This window comes from Massilia varians (assembly GCF_027923905.1).
GTDB lineage: Bacteria > Pseudomonadota > Gammaproteobacteria > Burkholderiales > Burkholderiaceae_D > Telluria > Telluria varians_B.
Map to the genome: position 1 here is coordinate 1,871,431 of NZ_AP026966.1, position 19,532 is coordinate 1,890,962.

The following is a 19,532-nucleotide window of genomic DNA, read 5'->3' on the forward strand; positions in this document are numbered from 1 at the left end:
ACGGATCATGGCTGTCATTTCCCTCACTCAAGCGCAGCTGGCCTTCGGCCACGTCGCGCTGCTCGACCACGCTGACTTTTCCCTGGAGGCCGGCGAGCGCGTCGGCCTGATCGGCCGCAACGGCACCGGCAAATCCTCGCTGCTCAAGATCATCTCGGGCCGCTCCAGGCTCGACGACGGCCTGCTGGTCATGCAGCAGGGCATCAAGATCGCCTACGTCGAGCAGGAGCCCGTGTTCGATCCGGAATCCAGCGTGTTCGACGCGGTGGCCGCCGGCATGGGCGAGCAGCAGGCCATGCTGGCCGAGTACGAGTCCCTCACCGGGCAGTTCGGCGGCGACAACGACGAGGCCTTGATGGAGCGCATGCACGAGATCCAGCTCAAGCTCGACGCCATCGACGGCTGGAACCTGGCGCACAAGGTCGACACCACCCTCGACCGCCTCGGCCTGAACCGCGAAGCGAAGATGGGCACGCTGTCGGGCGGCATGCAAAAGCGCGTGGCGCTGGCCGTGGCCCTGGTGTCCAGCCCCGACGTGCTGCTGCTCGACGAGCCGACCAACCACCTCGACTTTACTTCGATCAAGTGGCTGGAGGGCCTGCTGCGCGAATTCCGCGGCTCGGTGCTGTTCATCACCCACGACCGCAGCTTCCTCGACAACGTCGCCACCCGCATCATCGAGCTCGACCGCGGCCGCCTGCTCTCGTTCCCGGGCAACTTCTCGACCTACCAGGAGCGCAAGCGCGAACTGCTGGCCAACGAGGAAGTCGAGAACGCCAAGTTCGACAAGTTCCTGGCCCAGGAAGAGGTCTGGATCCGCAAGGGCGTGCAGGCCCGCCGTACCCGCGACGAAGGCCGGGTGCGCCGCCTGGAAACGCTGCGCCTGCAGCGCGCCGCGCGCCGCGAGCAGCAGGGCACGGTCCGTCTCGACGTCGGCGCCGGCGAGCGCTCGGGCAAGATCGTTGCCGAGCTGGAAAATATCTCCAAGTCGTACGGTGAGAAAGTCATCGTCAGCAACTTCACCGGCACGATCCTGCGCGGCGACAAGGTTGGGCTGATCGGGCCCAACGGCGCAGGCAAGACCACGCTGCTGAAGATCATCCTGGGTGACGAGACTGCCGACAGCGGCTCGGCCAAGCTGGGGACCAAGCTGAACGTCGCCTATTTCGACCAGATGCGCGCCCAGCTCAACGACGAGGCCAGCCTGGCCGACACCATCTCGCCGGGCAGCGACTGGGTCGAGATCAACGGCCAGAAGAAGCACGTGATGACCTATCTCAGCGACTTCCTGTTCGCGCCGGAACGCGCGCGCTCGCCCGTGAAATCGCTCTCGGGCGGCGAGCGCAACCGCCTGCTGCTGGCGCGCCTGTTCGCCAAGCCGGCCAACTGCCTGGTGCTGGATGAACCGACCAACGACCTCGACATCGAAACCCTCGAACTGCTCGAAGAATTGCTCGAGGAATACACCGGCACCGTCTTCCTGGTCAGCCACGACCGCACCTTCCTCGACAACGTCGTGACCCAGGTGATCGTTGCTGAAGGGAACGGACTGTGGCGCGAATACGTCGGCGGCTATACCGATTGGGAACGTACGCGCGCCAGCGAGTCCGCGGCTGCGGCGAAGTCCGCCACTCCCGCAAAGGGCGCTGCGACCACCCCGGCGGCGGTGCCCGCCGCGGCAGCCAAAGCTGGTGAAATGTCATCTACCGCACAGAGCGGGTCTGGTAAAAAGGTAAAGTTGAGCTACAAGGAACAGCGCGAACTGGAGGAACTTCCCCAGCTCATCGCGACTCTTGAAGATGAGCAGTCGGCGATCACGGCCCAGCTGAATTCGCCCGACTTCTACAAGCAGAATCCCGGCGATGCGCGCCGCCTGAGCGAGCGCCACGCCGAGATCGACGACCTGCTGCTCGACGCCCTCGACCGCTGGGAGCGCATCGAAGCCCGCGCAAGGGGTGAGCAGCAATAACGAACCGGGCAGGCCAGGCGCCTGCATTACAAGGATATGACCGAGCACAACGATCCGAGCACTGCTCCATCCTCCGCTCCATCCGCAGCCCATGCGTTATCGGTCGACGCACCCCTCTTCAGCCGCGCCGCCTGGGCGCGGATCCTGCCTTTCGGCGCCTACATCTTCTTTATCATCCTCGGCGACATGCTCGAGCGGACCGGCCTGTCGCGCGCCGAGCTGCGCTGGCTCTACCCGGTGCAGATCGGCGTCGTCGCCGTCCTGCTGGCGGTGTTCTGGCGCCGCTACCACGAGCTGCGCGCGCCGCTGCCGGGCGCGGCGCAGCTGCTGGTGTCGGTGCTGGTCGGCATCGTGGTTCTGGTTCTCTGGATTAACCTGGACGCCCCCTGGATGACGGCGGGCGCGAGCCCCGGCTACGACCCGCGCACCAACGGCGAGCTCGACTGGCTCCTGATCGTGATCCGCATCGCCGGCGCGGCCCTGGTGGTGCCCGTCATGGAAGAACTGTTCTGGCGCTCCTTCGTCATGCGCTGGGTCGATGCCGCCGACTTCGAAGCGCTGGAGCCGGCGCGGGTCGGCATCAAGGGTTTCCTGGTATCGGTCGTCCTGTTTGGTTTCGAGCACAACCTGTGGCTGGCCGGCATCGTGGCCGGCGTCGCCTACAGTCTCCTTTACATGCGTCACCGCAACCTGTGGTCCGCGGTGATCGCCCACGCTGTCACCAATGGCCTGCTGGGCGCCTGGGTGGTATCGACCGGCAGCTGGGCCTTCTGGTAATCCGCACGCGAAGCCTCACCACCTCAAGCGCAATGACCTCAGAAGAGACAAACAACATGAAGCCTTTACGCCACCCATCCCTCCGTCCGATCGCCTTGTTCATCGGCGCCATGTTCATGCTTCCGGCCCACCAGGCCGCCGCCCAGCAGCAGCCGGAAGAAGGCTTGAAGCTGTACGGCGGCATCGGCTGGGGCTACGACGACAACCTGCTGCGCGTGCCCGACAACCGCCCGGCCTTCGGCGGCAAGCGCAGCGACCGCTGGCGCCAGGCCGAGGCTGGCGTCGTGTACAACAAGCGCATCAGCCGCCAGCGGGTGGCGGTGGTGGCCAAGGCCTCCAAGGTCGATTTCGACTTCTTCAAGCAGCTCGACTACGACGGCCGCGACCTGCAGGCCACCTGGTTCTGGGAACTCGGCAACAAGTTCGAAGGGCAGGCCGGCACCCTGTACGACCGCACGCTGGCCTCGTACACCGACTTCTTCAGCGACGAGCGCAACGTGCGCGAGCGCCGCCGCAAGTGGTTCGACGCCGGCTGGAAGATGCACCCGAGCTGGAAGCTGCGCACCGGCTTCACCAATGAGCGCTACGAATACGAACTGGTGCGCCAGCGCTGGAACAACCGCACCGAGAAGACCTCCGAGGTCGAGCTGCTGTACCGGCCCAAGAGCGGCAGTTCGGTCGGCCTGGTGGCGCGCCGCATCAAGGGCGAGTACCCGTTCCGGCGCCCGACGACGATCGGCGTGCTGAACGACGACTTCACCCAGGACGAACTGAAAGTGCGCGTCAACTGGTACGCCACCGGTTCGACCAGCGTGCAGGCGCTGGCCGGCTACGTGCGGCGCGAACAGCCTTCGTTCGGCGAGGGCAAGACCAGCGGCTTCAACGGCCGCGTGAACGCCTATTACCAGCCGCGCGGCAAGGTGACCTACAACGCTTCGCTGTGGCGCGAATTCGCCCCGATCGAAAGCACCATCGTCAGCTACACCCTGAACCGCGGCGCCAGCATCGGCGCCACCTGGCAGGCCACCGGCAAGATCAAGGTCGACGCCAACGCCGCCTACGAGCAGCGCGCCTACAACCCGCGCTCGGTCGCGGCAAGCGGGCTGTCCGACCTGGACGACTCCCTGAAGACGGCCAGCCTGCGCGCCACCTGGCAGGTCAAGCGCAAGATCGCGCTCTCGGCCGGCTGGCAATACCAGTCGCGCAGCGGTTCGCAGACGCTGAACCTGGGCAAATTCGACGCCAACACCGTGATGGTGAACGCGAACGTGCTGTTCTGAAGTACCCATGAAGTGACTTATGACGGTCAACGACATTCCGATCATCTCGTTTTTCCAGCGCGTGCTCGATCCCCTGATCATCATGGGGACCCTATACCTGGCCACGCTGTATTACCAGGAGCCGTTTTCCGGGTATTCGCTGGTGCTGATGATCCTGGCGTTCTTCATCTCGTCGTCGGTCTACCAGCACGTCGATCCCTACCGCACTTGGCGCAGCGGCCGCATGCTGGCCTATGCGCGCGACACGGTGTTCGGCTGGTGCCTGACCATCGCGGTGCTGTATTTCCTGGGGTCGGCCAGCGGCCTGAAGTACTTCTACGACGAGCGCGTGCTGCTGGCCTGGTTCATTGCCACGCCGGTGACGATCCTGGCCAGCCACCTGGCGGTGCGCAAGGCCACCGGCAGCCGCGACCGCAAGCGCGAAGTACGCTCGATCGTGGTGGTCGGGATCAACGACGTCGGCATCAAGTTCGCCAAGGTGTGCGGGCGCCACCCGAACCTGTTCATGGAAGTCTGCGGCTTCTTCGAGGATCGCAACGACGAGCGCCGTCCGAGCGAAATCGGGCATCCGGTGCTGGGCGGCATGGCCGACGTCTGCGCCTACGTGCGCCAGCACAACATCAAGATGATCTTCATTAGCCAGCCGATCTCGGCCCAGCCGCGCATCCGCAAGCTGATCGACGAACTGAAAGACACCACCGCCTCGGTCTATTTCCTGCCGGATGTCTACGTGTTCGACCTGATGCAGGCCAGGTTCGACACCGTCGGCGGCATGCCCGTGATCGCGATCAGCGAGACCCCTTTCATGGGCTGGAACAGCGTGATCAAGCGCGGCAGCGACATCGTGATCGGCAGCATCATCCTGGTGCTGCTGGCGCCGCTGATGCTGGTCATCGCGATCGCCGTGAAGCTCACCTCGACAGGACCGGTGATCTTCCGCCAGCGCCGCTATGGCCTGTATGGCGAAGAAATCTACGTCTACAAATTCCGCTCGATGACCGTGACCGAGGATGGCCCGAACGTGGTGCAGGCGCAAAAGAACGACCAGCGCGTGACCCCGATCGGCGGCTTCCTGCGGCGAACCTCGCTGGACGAACTGCCGCAGTTCATCAACGTGCTGCAGGGACGCATGAGCCTGGTCGGGCCGCGCCCCCACGCGGTGGCCCACAACGAGCAGTATCGCAAGCTGATCAAGGGCTACATGCTGCGCCACAAGGTGCGCCCCGGGATCACCGGCTGGGCCCAAGTGAACGGCCTGCGTGGCGAGACCGCAACGCTCGACAAGATGGAAGCGCGCATCCAGTACGACCTCGATTACCTGCGCAACTGGTCGCTGTGGCTCGACCTGTGGATCATCATCAAGACGGTGAAAGTGGTGCTGACGCGCGAGAACGCTCACTGAGCACGGATTGAACCCGGCGTTGCGGCGGGCATCGAATAGCAGGATGATGGACGGATCGGCGTCAGCACTAAATGATATTAATTGCGCTCAATATGCGCTTATTTACCGGTGAAAACACTTTAAATTCAGATTGGCAAGTATTCGCTTAAGGTCAACTTAAAATTGACGCGCACGATTGGACGCTTGCTTGCATGACCACACGAGCTGCGTAGAATCGTTGATGAGTTTGCAACTGTCGGGGCCGGTGTTTGCCTGGTTCCGTGAGGGAAAACAATATGAAGAAAGCACTGATTACCGGCGTCACCGGCCAGGATGGTTCCTACCTGGCGGAGCTGCTGCTCGAAAAAGGCTACGAGGTCCACGGCATCAAGCGCCGCGCCTCTCTGTTCAACACCGGGCGCATCGACCACATCTACCAGGATCCGCACGCCGACAATCCGCGTTTTTTTCTCCACTATGGCGACCTCACCGATACCTCCAACCTGACCCGCATCCTGCAGCAGGTGCAGCCGGACGAGGTCTACAACCTGGGCGCGATGAGCCACGTGGCCGTCTCCTTCGAGTCGCCCGAGTACACCGCCGACGTCGACGGCATCGGCACCCTGCGCCTGCTGGAAGCGATCCGCTTCCTGGGGCTGGAAAAGAAGACCCGTTTCTACCAGGCCTCGACCTCCGAGCTGTATGGCCTGGTCCAGGAGATCCCGCAGCGCGAGAGCACGCCTTTCTATCCGCGCAGCCCGTACGCGGTGGCCAAGCTGTACGCCTACTGGATCACGGTGAACTACCGCGAGGCCTACGGCATGTACGCCTGCAACGGCATCCTGTTCAACCACGAATCGCCGCGCCGCGGCGAGACCTTCGTCACCCGCAAGATCACCCGCGCCCTGGCCAACATCGCCCAGGGCCTCGAGCCCCAGCTCTTCCTCGGTAACCTCGATGCGCTGCGCGACTGGGGCCATGCCCGCGACTACGTCCACATGCAGTGGCTGATGCTGCAGCAGGACAAGCCCGAAGACTTCGTGATCGCCACCGGGCGCCAGTATGCGGTGCGCGATTTCGTCGAGATCGCCGCACGCGAGCTCGGCATCGAGATCGCCTGGCAAGGGCAGGGCGTCGAGGAGCGCGGCCTGGTGGCGTCCGTCCGCGGCGAGAAGGCGCCGGGCGTGGTGGTGGGCCAGCCGATCGTGGCGGTGGACCCGCAATATTTCCGTCCGACCGAGGTCGAGACCCTGCTGGGCGACCCGAGCCGTGCGCGCGAGTGCCTCGGCTGGATACCTTCGACCAGTTTCGAAGCGATGGTGCAGGAGATGGTGGCGCACGACCTGGACACGGCGCGCCGCCACAAGCTGCTCGCATCGCATGGCTACAACGTTGCACTTTCACTGGAGTAAGCGTGTCGAATAATCAGCCTCGTATCTATGTCGCCGGCCATCGTGGCCTGGTCGGCTCCGCCATCGTGCGCGTCCTGCGCGCTCAAGGACACACCGACATCGTCACCCGTACCCATGCCGAACTGGAACTCACCGACCAGGCACAGGTACGCGAATTCTTCCGTACCGAACAGATCGACCAGGTCTACCTGGCCGCGGCCAAGGTGGGCGGCATCCACGCCAACAATACCTATCCGGCCGAATTTATCTACGACAACATGATGGTGCAGGCCAATGTCGTGCATGAAGCATGGCGCGCCGGCGTCCAGAAGCTGCTGTTCCTCGGGTCCTCCTGCATCTATCCACGCCTGGCGGCCCAGCCGATCCGCGAGGAATACCTGATGAACGGCATCCTCGAGCCGACCAACGAACCCTATGCCATGGCCAAGATTGCCGGCATCAAGCTGTGCGAGAGCTACAACCGCCAGTACGGCACCGACTACCGCAGCGTGATGCCGACCAATCTGTACGGCCCGGGCGACAACTATCACCCGGAAAACAGCCACGTGATCCCGGCCCTGCTGCGCCGCTTCCACGAAGCGCGCGAAAACAATGCGCCGGAAGTGGTGATCTGGGGCAGCGGCAAGCCGATGCGCGAGTTCCTGTACGTGGACGACATGGCCTCCGCCAGCGTCTACGTGATGAATCTGCCGATTGACGTGTATGCGGCCAACACCGACCCGATGCATTCGCACATCAACGTCGGCACCGGCCAGGACGTCACCATCGCCGAGCTGGCCCGGCTGGTGGGCGAGACCGTGGGCTACCGCGGCCGCATCGTGTTCGATGCCGGCAAGCCGGACGGTACGCCGCGCAAGCTGCTCGACGTATCCAAGCTGGCCGCGCTCGGCTGGCGCGCCAGCACGCCGCTGCAGGAAGGCCTGCGCCGTGCCTACGACGCCTTCGTCGCCGAGCAGGAAGCGGAAGAGGCCGGTCCGCAGGACGTGCCGGCCCAACTGCTGGGACGCCCGGGAGCCGGTGCGGCACGGGCTGTGGCATGAAGCGCGCAACATGTCGCGGTAGCAGTTTGTTAATTGACGAACAGAGGGCGAATCGTGCGGAACCCAGAATGGATGAGTCCTGAACCTGCTCCGTGATCCGGGGCAGTTTACGAATAACAAAAGGAACACGCGGCGGGCTCGCCCGCTAACCAACGTCGAGGAAACTATCTTGAAAACCTTCCATTTGGCAGCCAAACCCACTTCCTTCCCAAGCCCCAGGCGCCTGCTGTCCGCGGCGGCGCTGGTGTTGTGCGCGACGACCCTGGCCGCTTGCAGCAAGGATGAAGCACCCAAGGAGTCGAAGCCCGGCCAGGCCCTGGCCAGCGTCAACGGCGAAGAGATCACTGTCCTGCAGCTCAACGAGGAGCTGCAGCGCCTGGGCGTCGGCGCCCAGCAGCAGCAGACGGCCGGCAAGCAGGTCTTGCAGGCCCTGATCGACCGTGAACTGCTGGAGGGCGAGGCTGCCAAGGAAAAGCTCGACCGTGATCCGAAGGTGATGCAGGCCATCGAACGGGCGCGCTCGCTGATCATCGCCCAGGCCTACATGCAAAAGCGCATCGGCGAGCCGCAGCGTCCCTCGCAGGCCGAAGTGGAAGACTATTTCAACAAGAACCCGCAGTTCTTCAGCAACCGCAAGCAGTTCGCCATGAACGAGCTGATCCTCGCGGCCAGCGACCTGACCCCGGAAGTGCGCGCCGCCGCCGACAGCGCCAAGTCGCTGGAAGAAGTGGCCGTGTTCCTCGACGCGCGCAACATCAAGTACGGCCGCGCCCAGGTCACGCGCAGCACCGCCGACCTGAACGCGCAGCTGTCGGCCAAGCTGCTGTCGATGCAGAAGGGCCAGTTGTTCGCGGTGAAGGAAGGCGACCGCGCCATGCTGATCTCGATCGCCGAAGTGCGCGACGCGCCGGTCACGCTGGCCATCGCCGCGCCGCAGATCACCCAATACCTGATGAACAAGAAGAACAAGGAACTGGCCGCCGCCGAGATCCAGCGCCTGCGCGGCACCGCCAAGATCGCGTACCTGAACAAGGAATACGAGCCCAACCCGAACGCTCCGGCGGGCGGCGCCCCGGCGGCGCTGGCGGCGGGTACGCCAGCCGGCGCGGTGGAGCCAGGCGCGACCGCCGTGGCAACGGCGCCGGCCGGCCAGTCCTCGATCGCGCCGCCAGCCGACACCGGCCCTGCGACCGACAAGTCGGCGCTCGAACGCGGCGTGGCCGGCCTGAAGTAATCCGCATCATCGACTCATCGACCCAAAAACAAATAGAAGGAGCAATCATGAAACGATTCGTCAAGTGGATGATGGCCACCGCGCTCGTGCTGAGCATGGGTGTCGCCGCTGCCGCCGAGGTGCTGCTGGGACCGGGCGACGTGGTCAAGCTGTCGGTCTACGGCAGCCCCGACCTCTCGCTCGAGACCCGCGTCAGCGAAAGCGGCAACATCACCTTCCCGCTGCTGGGGCAGGTCGCGGTGGGCGGCCTGTCGGTCGCCGCGGCCGAGAAGAAGATCGGCGACATGCTCGAGAAGGGCGGCTACCTCAAGAAGGCCCAGGTCAACATGCTGGTGACCACCCTGGCCAGCCAGCAGGTGTCGGTGCTGGGCTATGTGAACCGTCCGGGCCGCTACGCGGTGGAGGGGCGCCGCAAGGTGCTCGACCTGCTGGCCATGGCCGGCGGCATCCACGGCGACGGCGGCGACATCATCAACCTGGTGCGCACCCGCGACGGCAACACCACGCGCGAGACCATCGACGTGGTCGACATGGTCCGCAAGGGCGAGCTGAACAAGGATTACGAAGTGGCCGGCGGCGACATCATCTATGTCGAGCGCGCCCCGCGCGCCTACGTCACCGGCGAAGTCCAGCGTCCGGGACCGTTCCGCCTCGAGCGCGGCATGACCGTGCAGCAGGCCGTTTCGGCCGGCGGTGGCCTGAGCATGCGTGGCAGCAATAACGGCATGAAAGTTACCCGCAAGGATGGCAATGGCAACCCGGTGACGATTGATGTCAAGGCAAGCGATCCCGTACAAGTGGACGATGTCATCGTCGTCCGCGAGTCCTGGTTCTGACGTTGGTTTACGTAGCGTGGGCGGCTCAGCCGCCCACGCGGTCAAATCACGGTACTGCAGCCTGCGCGGCTATTCATTATCCGACTATCACCGCGTGGGCGGGGAACCCGCCCACCCTACGAAACGCTGTTTAAAGCTTCACCCGTTTTGTCCACCCCGCTGTCAAGGCATCTGATGCAAAGGTAAGGCCATGAACGTTCATCAATTCCTGCTGATCCTGCTTGCCAGGAAGAAGATCATCCTGGGGACCCTGCTGGTCACCGTCCTGCTCGCGCTGGGCTGGAGCCTGATCCAGCAGAAGACCTACAAGGCAACCGCATCCGTGCTGTTGAACTACAAGGGCGTGGACCCGGTCAGCGGACTTACCATGCCCGGCAACCTGATGCCGGGCTATATGGCCACCCAGATGGACATCATCACCAGCAAGAACGTGGCGCTGCGGGTAGTCGATTCGCTGCGCCTGGCTTCCAGCCCGGCCGTGCAGGCCCAGTGGCGCGAAGCCAGCGAAGGCAAGGGCACGGTGCGCGACTGGCTGGCCGACCTGCTGCTGAAGAAGCTCGAGATCATGCCTTCGCGCGAATCGAGCGTGGTCGAGATCAGCTTCAAGGGTGCCGACCCGGCCTTCGCCGCCGCCGTCGCGAATGCCTTCGCCGACGAATACCAGAAGATCAGCGTCCAGCTCAAGACCGAGCCGGCCAAGAAGGCCTCGTCCTATTTCAACGAACAGACCAAGCAGCTGCGCGACAACCTGGAAGCCGCACAGGCGCGCCTGTCGAAATACCAGCAGGAGAAGGGCATCGTCAGCCTCGACAACAACCGGGTGGACGTCGAGCTGTCGCGCCTGAGCGACCTGTCGGCCCAGCTGGTCGCGGCCCAGACCCAGGCCATGGAAGCCAGCTCGCGCGAACGCATGGCCACTGGGGTCGGCTCGCCCGACGTCGCCAACAACGCCCTGGTGCAGAGCCTGCGCGTGAGCCTGGCGAGCGGCGAGGCCAAGCTGGCCGAAGCGGCCTCGCGCTACGGCCGCAACCACCCGGCCTACCAGTCGGCCCAGGCCGAGGTGAGCAAGATGCGCGCCGAACTGAATGCCGCGCTGGGCAGCGTGTCGAAGAGCGTGGGCGCCAATGCCCAGGTCTACCGCCAGCGCGAGGCCGAGCTGCGCGCCGAACTGGCCGCCCAGAAGACCCGCGTGCTCGAGCTGAACCGCACCCGCGACGAACTCGGCGTGCTGCTGAAAGACCTCGACAGCGCCCAGCGCGCGTTCGACGCCGCCAGCAACCGCTTCTCGCAGACCCGTATCGAGGCCCAGGCCGAGCAGTCCGACATCTCGATCCTGAACCCGGCGGTGCCGCCGACCGCGCCCTCGGGCCCGCGCGTGCTGCTCAACACCCTGGTGTCGATCCTGCTGGGCACCATCCTCGGCGTCGGCCTGGCCCTGCTGCTGGAGCTGATCAACCGTCCGGTCCGCTCGACCGGCGACGTCAAGGACATGCTGGGCATCCCGGTGCTCGGCACCATCGAATGGCGCATGAAGCGTCCGCGCAGCGGCGGCATCCGCGCGCTGATGACCCCGCGCCGCCTGCTGCGCCTGAACTGAGGCGCACGGCGCGCGCGCATCCGAACCAGACAAGAATAGGACACGACCATGAATTCATCCGTGCTATCCGCATTGCCGACCGGTGCACCCCATGAGGGCGCACTGCACAACGGGGCTCAGGCCGATTCGAGCATGGGCGCATTGCTGCTCGATTCCGGCAAGCTCACCCCCGAGAGTGCCGAGCGTGTCCTGCGCATGCAGAAGGACCTCGGGATCCGCTTCGGCGAAGCCGCCGTGCGCCTGGGCCTGGTGAGCGAGGAAGACATCCAGCAGGTGCTGGCGCGCCAGTTCTCCTATCCTTATCTGCAGAAAGGGCAGGCCAACCTGTCGCCCAAGCTGGTGGCCGCCTACGACCCGTTCTCGCCGCAGGTCGAAGCCCTCCGGGCGATCCGCAGCCAGCTGATGCTGCGCTGGTTCGCCCGCGGACGGCGCGCCCTGGCGATCGCCGGCGTCACCCCGGAAGACGGTTCCAGCCTGTTCGCGGCCAACCTGGCGGTGGTGTTCTCCCAGCTGGGCGAGCAGACCCTGCTGGTGGACGCCAACCTGCGCAGCCCGCGCCAGCAGGAGATGTTCGGGGTCAAGCCGCGCCAGGGCCTGTCCGACCTGCTGGCCGGCCGCGCCGACCTCGACGTGATCCAGCGCGTTCCCGCTTTCGTCGACCTGTCCCTGATGCCGGCCGGTACGCTGCCGCCGAACCCGCAGGAACTGCTGGCGCGCGAAGGCTTCCGCAACCTGAACACCCAGCTCGAGTCGCGCTACGACGTGGTGCTGTACGACCTGCCGCCGTTTGCCAGCGGCGCCGATGCGCTGGCCGTGGCCGGGCGCGCCGGCGGCGTGCTGCTGGTGGCCTGCAAGCACCGCACCCGTATTTCCAACATCAGCCGCATGGCCGAGCAGATGGCCGAATCCGGTGCCGAAGTGGTCGGCTCGGTGGTGGTGGAGTTCTGAGATGGCGACGGCGGCACCAGATCACGCAAGGGCGCAGGCGGAACTCCCGCCCCCGACCCTGGCAGGGACCCTCGATGGCCTGAAGGGCTCCGTTTCCGAGTGGTGGCCGGTGTATGCCGGCCTGGCGATCCTGTTCGGTCCCACTTTCTACAGTCTGTTCACCGGCGCCTGGATCAGCGAAGAGCAGGGCCACGGACCCATCATTTTCTTCCTGGCGCTCTGGCTCATCTGGCGCAAATGGCCCGAGGTCATGGCCGCGGTCGGTTCCAAGCCCGAGGGCAGCTGGGCCGGCTGGCCGGTGCTGGCGATCGGCCTGATGTTCCACCTGCTGGGCCGCTCGCAGAAGATCCTGATGTTCGAGGTGGCCTCGATCGTGGTGGTGATGGCGGCCCTGGTGCTGCTCAAGTTCGGCAGCCGCGCACTGCGCGTGCTGTGGTTCCCGTTCTTCTTCATGCTGTTCCTGATCCCGCTGCCGAGCGAGCTGGTGGCGGCGGTGACGATGCCGATGAAGATGGCGGTGTCCTGGGTGACCGAGCACATCCTGTTCGCGCTGGGCTATCCGATCTCGCGCTCGGGCGTGGTGCTGCAGATGGGCCAGTACCAGCTGCTGGTGGCCGATGCCTGCGCCGGCCTGCAGACCCTGCTGACGCTGGAAGCGCTCGGCCTGTTCTACCTGAACCTGATGCGCCACCCGTCGGCCTTCCGCAACATCACGCTGGCGATCCTGATCGTCCCGATCTCGTTCACGGCCAACGTGATCCGCGTGATCGCCCTGACCCTGATCACCTATTACTTCGGCGATGCCGCCGGCCAGGGCTTCCTGCACGGCTTCGCCGGCATGGTGCTGTTCGTCACCGCGCTGCTGCTGATCCTGGCAGTCGACAACGGCCTGCAATGGTGGATCAAGCGCCGCGGCAAGCGCGGCGGCGGCCCGGGCGCGGGCGGCGGCCGCCGCATGCCGGGCACCCTGAAGGAGGCAACATGAACCGCCGTTTCGCCATCAGCGTGGTGCTGGGCCTGGCCATGGCCGGCACCTCGGCCCTGACCGGGGCGCTCACCCCGAAGCCGCGGGTGCTGCAGCCGCATGAGCAGTTCAGCCTGGAACAAATGATCCCGCAGCGCTTCGGCGACTGGCGCATCGACCCCTCGGTGGTGCCGCTCGCGCCCGATCCGGAGCAGCAGAGCATGCTGGAAAAGATCTATGACCAGACCCTGTCGCGCACCTACATCAACAGCCAGGGACAGCGCGTGATGCTGTCGATCGCCTATGGCGGCGACCAGAGCAAGGCGCTGCAGCTGCACCTGCCCGAAGTCTGCTACGTGGCCCAGGGCTTCCAGATGCAGAAGGACGCCGAGGACAGCCTGGCGACCCGTTTCGGCGAGCTGCCGGTCAAGCGCCTGGTGGCGCGCCTGCACGAGCGCAACGAGCCGATCACCTACTGGATCACGATCGGCGAGCACGCCGCGCGCGCCGGCATCCAGCAGAAGCTGCGCCGCCTGGCCTACGGCCTGTCGGGAGAAATCCCGGACGGCATGCTGGTGAGGGTCTCGACCATCCAGGCCAACGAGACCCAGGCCTACGGGGTGCAGGACCGCTTCGTCGCCGAGATGCTGGGCGTCATGGCGCCGCGCGACCGTACCCGCCTGCTGGGCGCGGACCTGGCGGGTGCACCGGAAACCGCCCCCGCCGCCGCCGCGGCGGCGCCGGCGGCGCACGGCGCGGCGCGTGGCTGACACAGGGGAAAGACAACAGCGCCGATGAACACGATCCTCCCATACATTTATTACTCGCTGCCGTGGGCCTTCATCATCGGCCTGTCGATCGCAGCCGTCGCGGGGATCGGCATCGGTATCGCATGGCCGCGTTTCCTGGTCTACCCCTACCTGGCGGTCTACTTCTGCATGAACTCCACCAGCTACGGGAACATGGCGATCTTCGCCACCCGCAGCATCTACAGCCGCGGCTCCGGCCTGCTGCTGTTCGGCCTGGTGCTGTGGTACGTGCTGGGCGCCTGGGCCTGCGCCCGGGTGGCGGCCACCTTCCAGCGCTATCCGACCCCGGCCTGCAACCTGCGGCCCTGGTTCTGGGCCTGGTTCGCGCTGCTGCTCGGCCACCTCGCCGTGGGCCTGATGAACGGCGTCACGGTGGCCGAGGCCCTGACGCCGCAGGGCTTCTCGAACATCGTCTGGATGGCGCCGCTGATCTCGCTGATGCTGCTGTCCTTCCGCACCCGCGAACACCTGCTCGAGCTGACCCATTTCATCCTGATCGTGGGCCTGTGCCGCTCGCTGTTCGGCCTGGTGCGCTGGGCCGCCTTCGGGGGCGACCCGAACAACGTGTATGCGAACCTGAACGCGATCAAGATCCGCCTGACCTTCTTCGACATCAACGACAGCCTGGTGTGCACGATCGCCTTCGCGATCGCCGCCGTCCACCTGTTCCAGACCGTCAAGACCGACCGCCCGAAATTCTGGCGCGCCATCGAGTGGATGACCTTGATCTCCACCGCGCTGTGCATCCTGCTGTCCTACCGCCGCAGCGCCTGGATCGGCTTCATGCTGGCCTTCCTGGTGATCATGATGCGCTTCCCGCTCAAGCGCCGCATGCAGCTGATGACCGCCGGGCTGCCGGTGGTCGGGGCCGCGCTCACCTACGTCGCGGTCCAGCGCCTGTCGCAGACCAAGGGGGCCGGCAGCGGCCTGTCCAGCCTGGTCTACGACATGCAGTCCAAGCGCTTCGGGCCCGAGAGCGAGCGGGTGCTGGAACTGAAGTTCGCGCTGGGCGACTTCCTGGCCAACCCGATCACCGGCATCGGCACCTGGGGCAGGTACACCGGCTACCAGTACATCTCGTGGCAGCAGAACCCGGACGGCGGCCTGTTCCTGCATAGCGGGGTGCTGCACATCGCCCTCAAGAGCGGCCTGATCGGCATGGCGCTGCTGTTCGGCACCTTGATCACCTTCGTGCTGTTCGCGCGCCGCGCTCTCAAGCAATTACCGCCGGAACTGCTTGGCCTGGCCACGGCCGGGGTGGCGGGGCTCGCCTTCATGATTCCCGACTTCCTGATCGGCACGCCGTTCCCGCAGGTGCGCACCAGCCAGATGCTGGCCATCTGCATCGCCCTGCCTTACCTGGCGATGGCGGTGGCCAGGGCGACGCCGGTCACCAGGCCCGCGGTGAAACCCTTCACGCCGCCGCGTCCCCACCTGGTGCCCGCCTGATGAACCTGCGTCTTGCCCGTAACGCCTGGTCGAACCTGCTCGGCGCGGCCATCCCCGCGCTGGTCATGCTCGGCACCGTGCCCCTGGTGGTCAAGGGCCTGGGCGACGCCGGCTACGGCCTGTATTCGCTGGTCACGGCCATCGTCGGCTATTTCGCCGTCATCGACATCAACGTCACCGCCGGGTCGGTCAAGTACATCGCCGAGCACAATGCGCGCAAGGACGACGAACGCATCCACGAGACGGTGTCCTTCGGCCTCGCTACCTACGCGGGCATCGGCCTGCTGGGCGCGCTCGGCCTGTTCTTCAGCGCCGGCTGGCTGGTCGGCGGCGTGTTCGCGGTGCCCCAGCACCTGGTTCCCGAAGCGACCGCCACCTTGCGGCTGGCCGCGCTCGGCTTCCTGGCCGGCCAGCTGCAGAGCTACCTGAACAGCGTGCCGCAGTCGCTGATGCGCTACGACATCTCGGCGCGCCTGGAAATGGTGTTCGGCACCCTGGTGCCCCTGGCCACCGTCGGCGTGCTGCTGCTCGGCTACGGGCTGTTCGAGGTGATCCTGCTGCGGGTGGCCGCCAGCACCCTGCATTGTTCGATCCTGTGGGGCGCGATCCGGCGCCTGCTGCCCGGGCTGCGCTGGCGCTGGCCGGGAAGCGCCTTCCGCAATGCGCTGCTGGGCTTCTCGGCCTACTCCTTCCTGTCGCGCTTTGCCACGCTGTCCTATGCCCATGCCGACAAGCTGATCATCGGCGCCCTGGTGGGCGTCACCGGCCTGGCGTATTTCACGGTGGCAGCCACGCTCGCCAACCGCGTGCTGAGCCTGACCTTCCGCCTGTCGGGCGTGTTCTTCCCGGCGGCCAGCGCGCTGGCCGCCAGCGGAGAGTATGCGCGCCTCGACCGCGTCTACCTGAAGGCGACCCGCTACGTGGTCTTCCTGAACGCCGCGATCCTGGTGCTGGTGGCCGTGTTCGCGCACCAGATTCTCGGCTACTGGATGAACGAGGACTTCGCCCGCGCCGGCGCGATGGTGCTGGCCGTGATGGCGCTGTCCCAGTTCGTCGACTCGCTCACCAGCCTGCCGTCGCTGGTCAACGACGGCATGGGCCACCCGCGCGTGTCCGGCCTGTTCGCCGTCACCCGCGCCCTGGCCGGCCTGGCCATCGTCTACACCGGCGTGGCTGGCTGGGGCATCGATGGCGCCGCCTGGGGCCACCTGGTGGCCTCGCTCGTCTTTACCAGCGTGTTCCTGGTCTACGTCCATGGCCGCACCGTGCCGACCACCCTCGGACGGCTGCTGGGGCAGGGCTATGCGCCGGGCCTGTTCGGCGTGGTCCTGGTGGCGGTCGCCGCCACCGCCGCCGAGCAGCTGTTCGACCGCGGCGCCTGGGATTTCGTGTTCATTCTCGGCGTGACCGTGCTGCTGCTGGGCGTGCACGGCGCGCTGTTCGTCGTCGAGCGCGACGACCGGCTGATGGCATGGTCGCGCCTGAAGGCCGGCTGGTCGCGCTGGCAGGCGAAAGGAGCCTAGATTTTGCGGATATTGATGGTGTCGGAAGATTTGCCGGGCGCCCAGCTCGGCGGCCTGGCCAAGCATGTCGTCACGCTGTCGAATGCCCTGCTCGAAGAAGGCCACCACGTGGACATCATGGGCCGCTCGGACCGGGCCCACCCGAAAAGCGCCGAGGAAATCGGCTTCCACGGGCAATTCATCCCCGGGTTCGACTTCCGCCGGGTCGGCTGGAAGGAAGCCCAGCTGGGCTTTTTCAACCCCGCCAAGCGGCCCTGGTTCGCCGCCAGGGTGGCGCGCGCGCTGTCCGCGCATGCGCGCAGGATCGGCGACTACGACGTGGTGCACTACCACGGCCACCTGCCCATGACCGGGCTGTATGTCGATGCCGGCCTGAACTTCGTCCAGACCCGCCACGACCAGGGCAGCGAATGCGTGACCCACCTGCGCTTCAGAAACGGCGCCGTGTGCGAGGCGACCTCGCCGCGCGCCTGCGCCGGCTGCGCCCACGCGGCGCCGGGGCCGGTGCGCACCCTGTTGTCCGGCCACGCGGTGGCGCGCTACCGGGGCGAGACCGAGCGCACGTTCGCGCAGCACAAGACGATCTTCGTGTCGGACTTCCTGCGCCGCCAGTTCCTGCGCACGCTGCCGCATGCGGACCTGGGGCGCTCGCGCGTGATCCACAACTTCATCAATTACCGCAAGCTGGCGCGCCTGGCCAGCGCCAGCGGCGCCCCCAGGCCGGGGCAGGTGCTGCTGGCCGGGCGCATCGATACCGGCAAGGGCTTCGCCGAATTCCTGGCCGCGGCGCGCGCGCGCCTGCCGGCCGGGGCGCAGCTGCTGGTGGTCGGCGACGGCCCGCTGCGCGCGCGCCTGGAGGCCGAGTATGCGAGCGAACAGATACGCTTCCTCGGCTGGCAAGCGAACCAGGACGTGGTGGCCCTGACCGCCACCAGCCATGCCTGCGTGGTGCCCTCGGTGTGGGAAGAACCCTGCGGCACCACCATTCTCGAAGCGCTGGCACTGGGCCGACCCTGCCTGGCCCTGGCGCGCGGCGGCAACCCCGAGCTTGCCGTCTACGAGTCCTATCCCGGCCAGCTGCGCCTGGCCACGTCGATGGAGGAGCTGGTCACGCAGCTCGTCGACGAACTGGCGCGGCCGGCCCAGGCGCGTCCATTGCCGGCAATCGCCGGGATGGACGTTTTCCAGGCCCTTCCCAAGATCGTGGACTTCTATGCACAATAATTCTTCGACCCCTGCCGCCGGCAAGCCGACTTTTTCCATCGTTACCTGCACCTGGAACAGTGCCGCGACCCTGGCCGATACCCTGGCCTCGGTCCAGGCCCAGACCTGCCAGGACTACGAACACATTTTCGTGGACGGCGGCTCCACCGACGAGACCCTCGACATGATCGCCGCCTACATGCGCGACAGGCCAGGCAACAAGCGGGTGCTGCGCGACGTCGGCGGCGGCATCAGCCGCGCCATGAACCAGGGCATCGAAGCGGCACGGGGCGAGTACATCGCCCATCTGCATTCGGACGATTATTACAACGGGCCCGACGTGCTGGCCACCGTCAAGCGCGCCTTCGACGAGGCCCAGGCGGCAGAGCGGCCGGTGGACTGGGTGTACGGGAACATCCAGGTCCTGAAGGACGGCAAGATGGTGCCGCCGTACGCGATGCCGGCCTTTTCCTACCGCTCTTTCGTGGCCGGGCGCAGCTCGATCCCGCACCCGGCCGTGTTCATCCGCAAGTCGGCGTTCGAGCGCGTGGGGGCCTTCGATGAGAAGCTCAAGTACGCCATGGACATCGACTTGTGGCTGCGCCTGGGCGCGGTGGCGCGCCCGGCCATGATCGACCAGCCCCTGACCGTGTTCCGCGACCATGCGGGCAGCGTGTCCTCGGCCAACCGCCTGAAGGCGCGCCAGGAAGAATTCAACGTGCGCCGACGCCACATGGACAAGGCGCCACTGGCCTTCGGTATTTACTGCCTGCGCTACCTGAAACGGGTGCGCGAGCTGCAGGCCGAGGCGCGCGCCGTGCCGGCGCAATGAAAGGAGATAGCTTTCCGACAGCTTTGCCGTTTTGTCTTTCCAGGCAGTTTAGAGTCGTTAGAAGCCTGCAAATATTATTCGGTAAAAGTTGAAAATTTGTCGTGGGATTTCCGCAAAGCAAGGAAGAAATGTGTGATTTCTTTGGGGAATTTGCCTGTGCTCAACTTACTTTGGGGTAGCATAACTGCTGTCAAGTAAGTAGTTTCTGTAGCGCAGCCAATTGTTCTCCCGCCAGCCGGCCAGCCCGGCCTGGCGCATGGATGTCAAGATTTTTTTCT

At 65.8% G+C, this 19,532-nt stretch carries 16 protein-coding genes; all 16 read left to right on the top strand.

Annotation, left to right across the window (positions count from 1 at the left end):
• The first annotated feature begins 7 nt into the window (after positions 1-7).
• The 16 genes from MasN3_RS08570 (at position 8) to MasN3_RS08645 (ending at position 19,254) form a co-directional block, all read left to right on the top strand.
• The gene (locus tag MasN3_RS08570; RefSeq protein ID WP_281913545.1) at positions 8-1,969 is read left to right on the top strand and encodes an ATP-binding cassette domain-containing protein; all 1,962 of its coding nucleotides are present in this window, start codon (positions 8-10) and stop codon (positions 1,967-1,969) included.
• Between the two features lie 36 nt (positions 1,970-2,005).
• Complete coding sequence (locus MasN3_RS08575) at positions 2,006-2,746, top strand: CAAX prenyl protease-related protein (RefSeq protein ID WP_281913546.1); 741 nt, start codon at positions 2,006-2,008, stop codon at positions 2,744-2,746.
• Between the two features lie 56 nt (positions 2,747-2,802).
• On the top strand, positions 2,803-4,026 hold the full coding sequence (gene epsL / locus MasN3_RS08580; RefSeq protein ID WP_281913547.1) for an XrtB/PEP-CTERM-associated polysaccharide biosynthesis outer membrane protein EpsL: 1,224 nt from the start codon (positions 2,803-2,805) through the stop codon (positions 4,024-4,026).
• Positions 4,027-4,045: 19 nt separating this feature from the next.
• On the top strand, positions 4,046-5,428 hold the full coding sequence (locus MasN3_RS08585; protein ID WP_281913548.1) for an undecaprenyl-phosphate glucose phosphotransferase: 1,383 nt from the start codon (positions 4,046-4,048) through the stop codon (positions 5,426-5,428).
• A 275-nt stretch (positions 5,429-5,703) separates the two neighbouring features.
• Positions 5,704-6,819 carry a GDP-mannose 4,6-dehydratase gene (gene gmd / locus MasN3_RS08590; RefSeq protein WP_281913549.1) on the top strand — a complete coding sequence of 372 codons (1,116 nt, stop codon included), beginning with the start codon at positions 5,704-5,706 and terminating at the stop codon, positions 6,817-6,819.
• Between the two features lie 2 nt (positions 6,820-6,821).
• Positions 6,822-7,859: a GDP-L-fucose synthase gene (gene fcl, locus MasN3_RS08595; protein WP_281913550.1), complete on the top strand. Its 1,038-nt coding sequence runs from the start codon at positions 6,822-6,824 to the stop codon at positions 7,857-7,859.
• 169 nt (positions 7,860-8,028) lie between these two features.
• Complete coding sequence (locus tag MasN3_RS08600) at positions 8,029-9,093, top strand: EpsD family peptidyl-prolyl cis-trans isomerase (protein ID WP_281913552.1); 1,065 nt, start codon at positions 8,029-8,031, stop codon at positions 9,091-9,093.
• Positions 9,094-9,140: 47 nt separating this feature from the next.
• Complete coding sequence (epsE, locus tag MasN3_RS08605; protein ID WP_281913553.1) at positions 9,141-9,929, top strand: polysaccharide export protein EpsE; 789 nt, start codon at positions 9,141-9,143, stop codon at positions 9,927-9,929.
• 190 nt (positions 9,930-10,119) lie between these two features.
• A complete protein-coding gene (epsF, locus tag MasN3_RS08610) occupies positions 10,120-11,526 on the top strand; it encodes a chain length determinant protein EpsF (protein WP_281913555.1) in 1,407 nt (468 codons plus the stop codon).
• Between the two features lie 48 nt (positions 11,527-11,574).
• The gene (gene epsG / locus MasN3_RS08615; protein WP_281913556.1) at positions 11,575-12,474 is read left to right on the top strand and encodes a chain length determinant protein tyrosine kinase EpsG; all 900 of its coding nucleotides are present in this window, start codon (positions 11,575-11,577) and stop codon (positions 12,472-12,474) included.
• Position 12,475: 1 nt separating this feature from the next.
• Positions 12,476-13,459, top strand: a complete 984-nt coding sequence (xrtB, locus tag MasN3_RS08620) for an exosortase B (RefSeq protein ID WP_281913557.1) — start codon at positions 12,476-12,478, stop codon at positions 13,457-13,459.
• A complete protein-coding gene (gene epsI, locus MasN3_RS08625; RefSeq protein WP_281913558.1) occupies positions 13,456-14,208 on the top strand; it encodes an exosortase-associated protein EpsI, B-type in 753 nt (250 codons plus the stop codon). Before xrtB ends, epsI begins: the two co-directional genes overlap by 4 nt.
• 24 nt (positions 14,209-14,232) lie before the next feature.
• The gene (locus MasN3_RS08630; RefSeq protein WP_281913559.1) at positions 14,233-15,696 is read left to right on the top strand and encodes an O-antigen ligase family protein; all 1,464 of its coding nucleotides are present in this window, start codon (positions 14,233-14,235) and stop codon (positions 15,694-15,696) included.
• On the top strand, positions 15,696-17,219 hold the full coding sequence (locus MasN3_RS08635; protein ID WP_281913561.1) for an oligosaccharide flippase family protein: 1,524 nt from the start codon (positions 15,696-15,698) through the stop codon (positions 17,217-17,219). Before MasN3_RS08630 ends, MasN3_RS08635 begins: the two co-directional genes overlap by 1 nt.
• Positions 17,220-17,222: 3 nt before the next feature.
• Complete coding sequence (locus tag MasN3_RS08640; protein WP_281913563.1) at positions 17,223-18,443, top strand: glycosyltransferase family 4 protein; 1,221 nt, start codon at positions 17,223-17,225, stop codon at positions 18,441-18,443.
• A complete protein-coding gene (locus MasN3_RS08645; RefSeq protein WP_281913564.1) occupies positions 18,433-19,254 on the top strand; it encodes a glycosyltransferase family 2 protein in 822 nt (273 codons plus the stop codon). The genes MasN3_RS08640 and MasN3_RS08645 overlap by 11 nt, the downstream gene beginning before the upstream one ends.
• Positions 19,255-19,532: the final 278 nt, after the last annotated feature.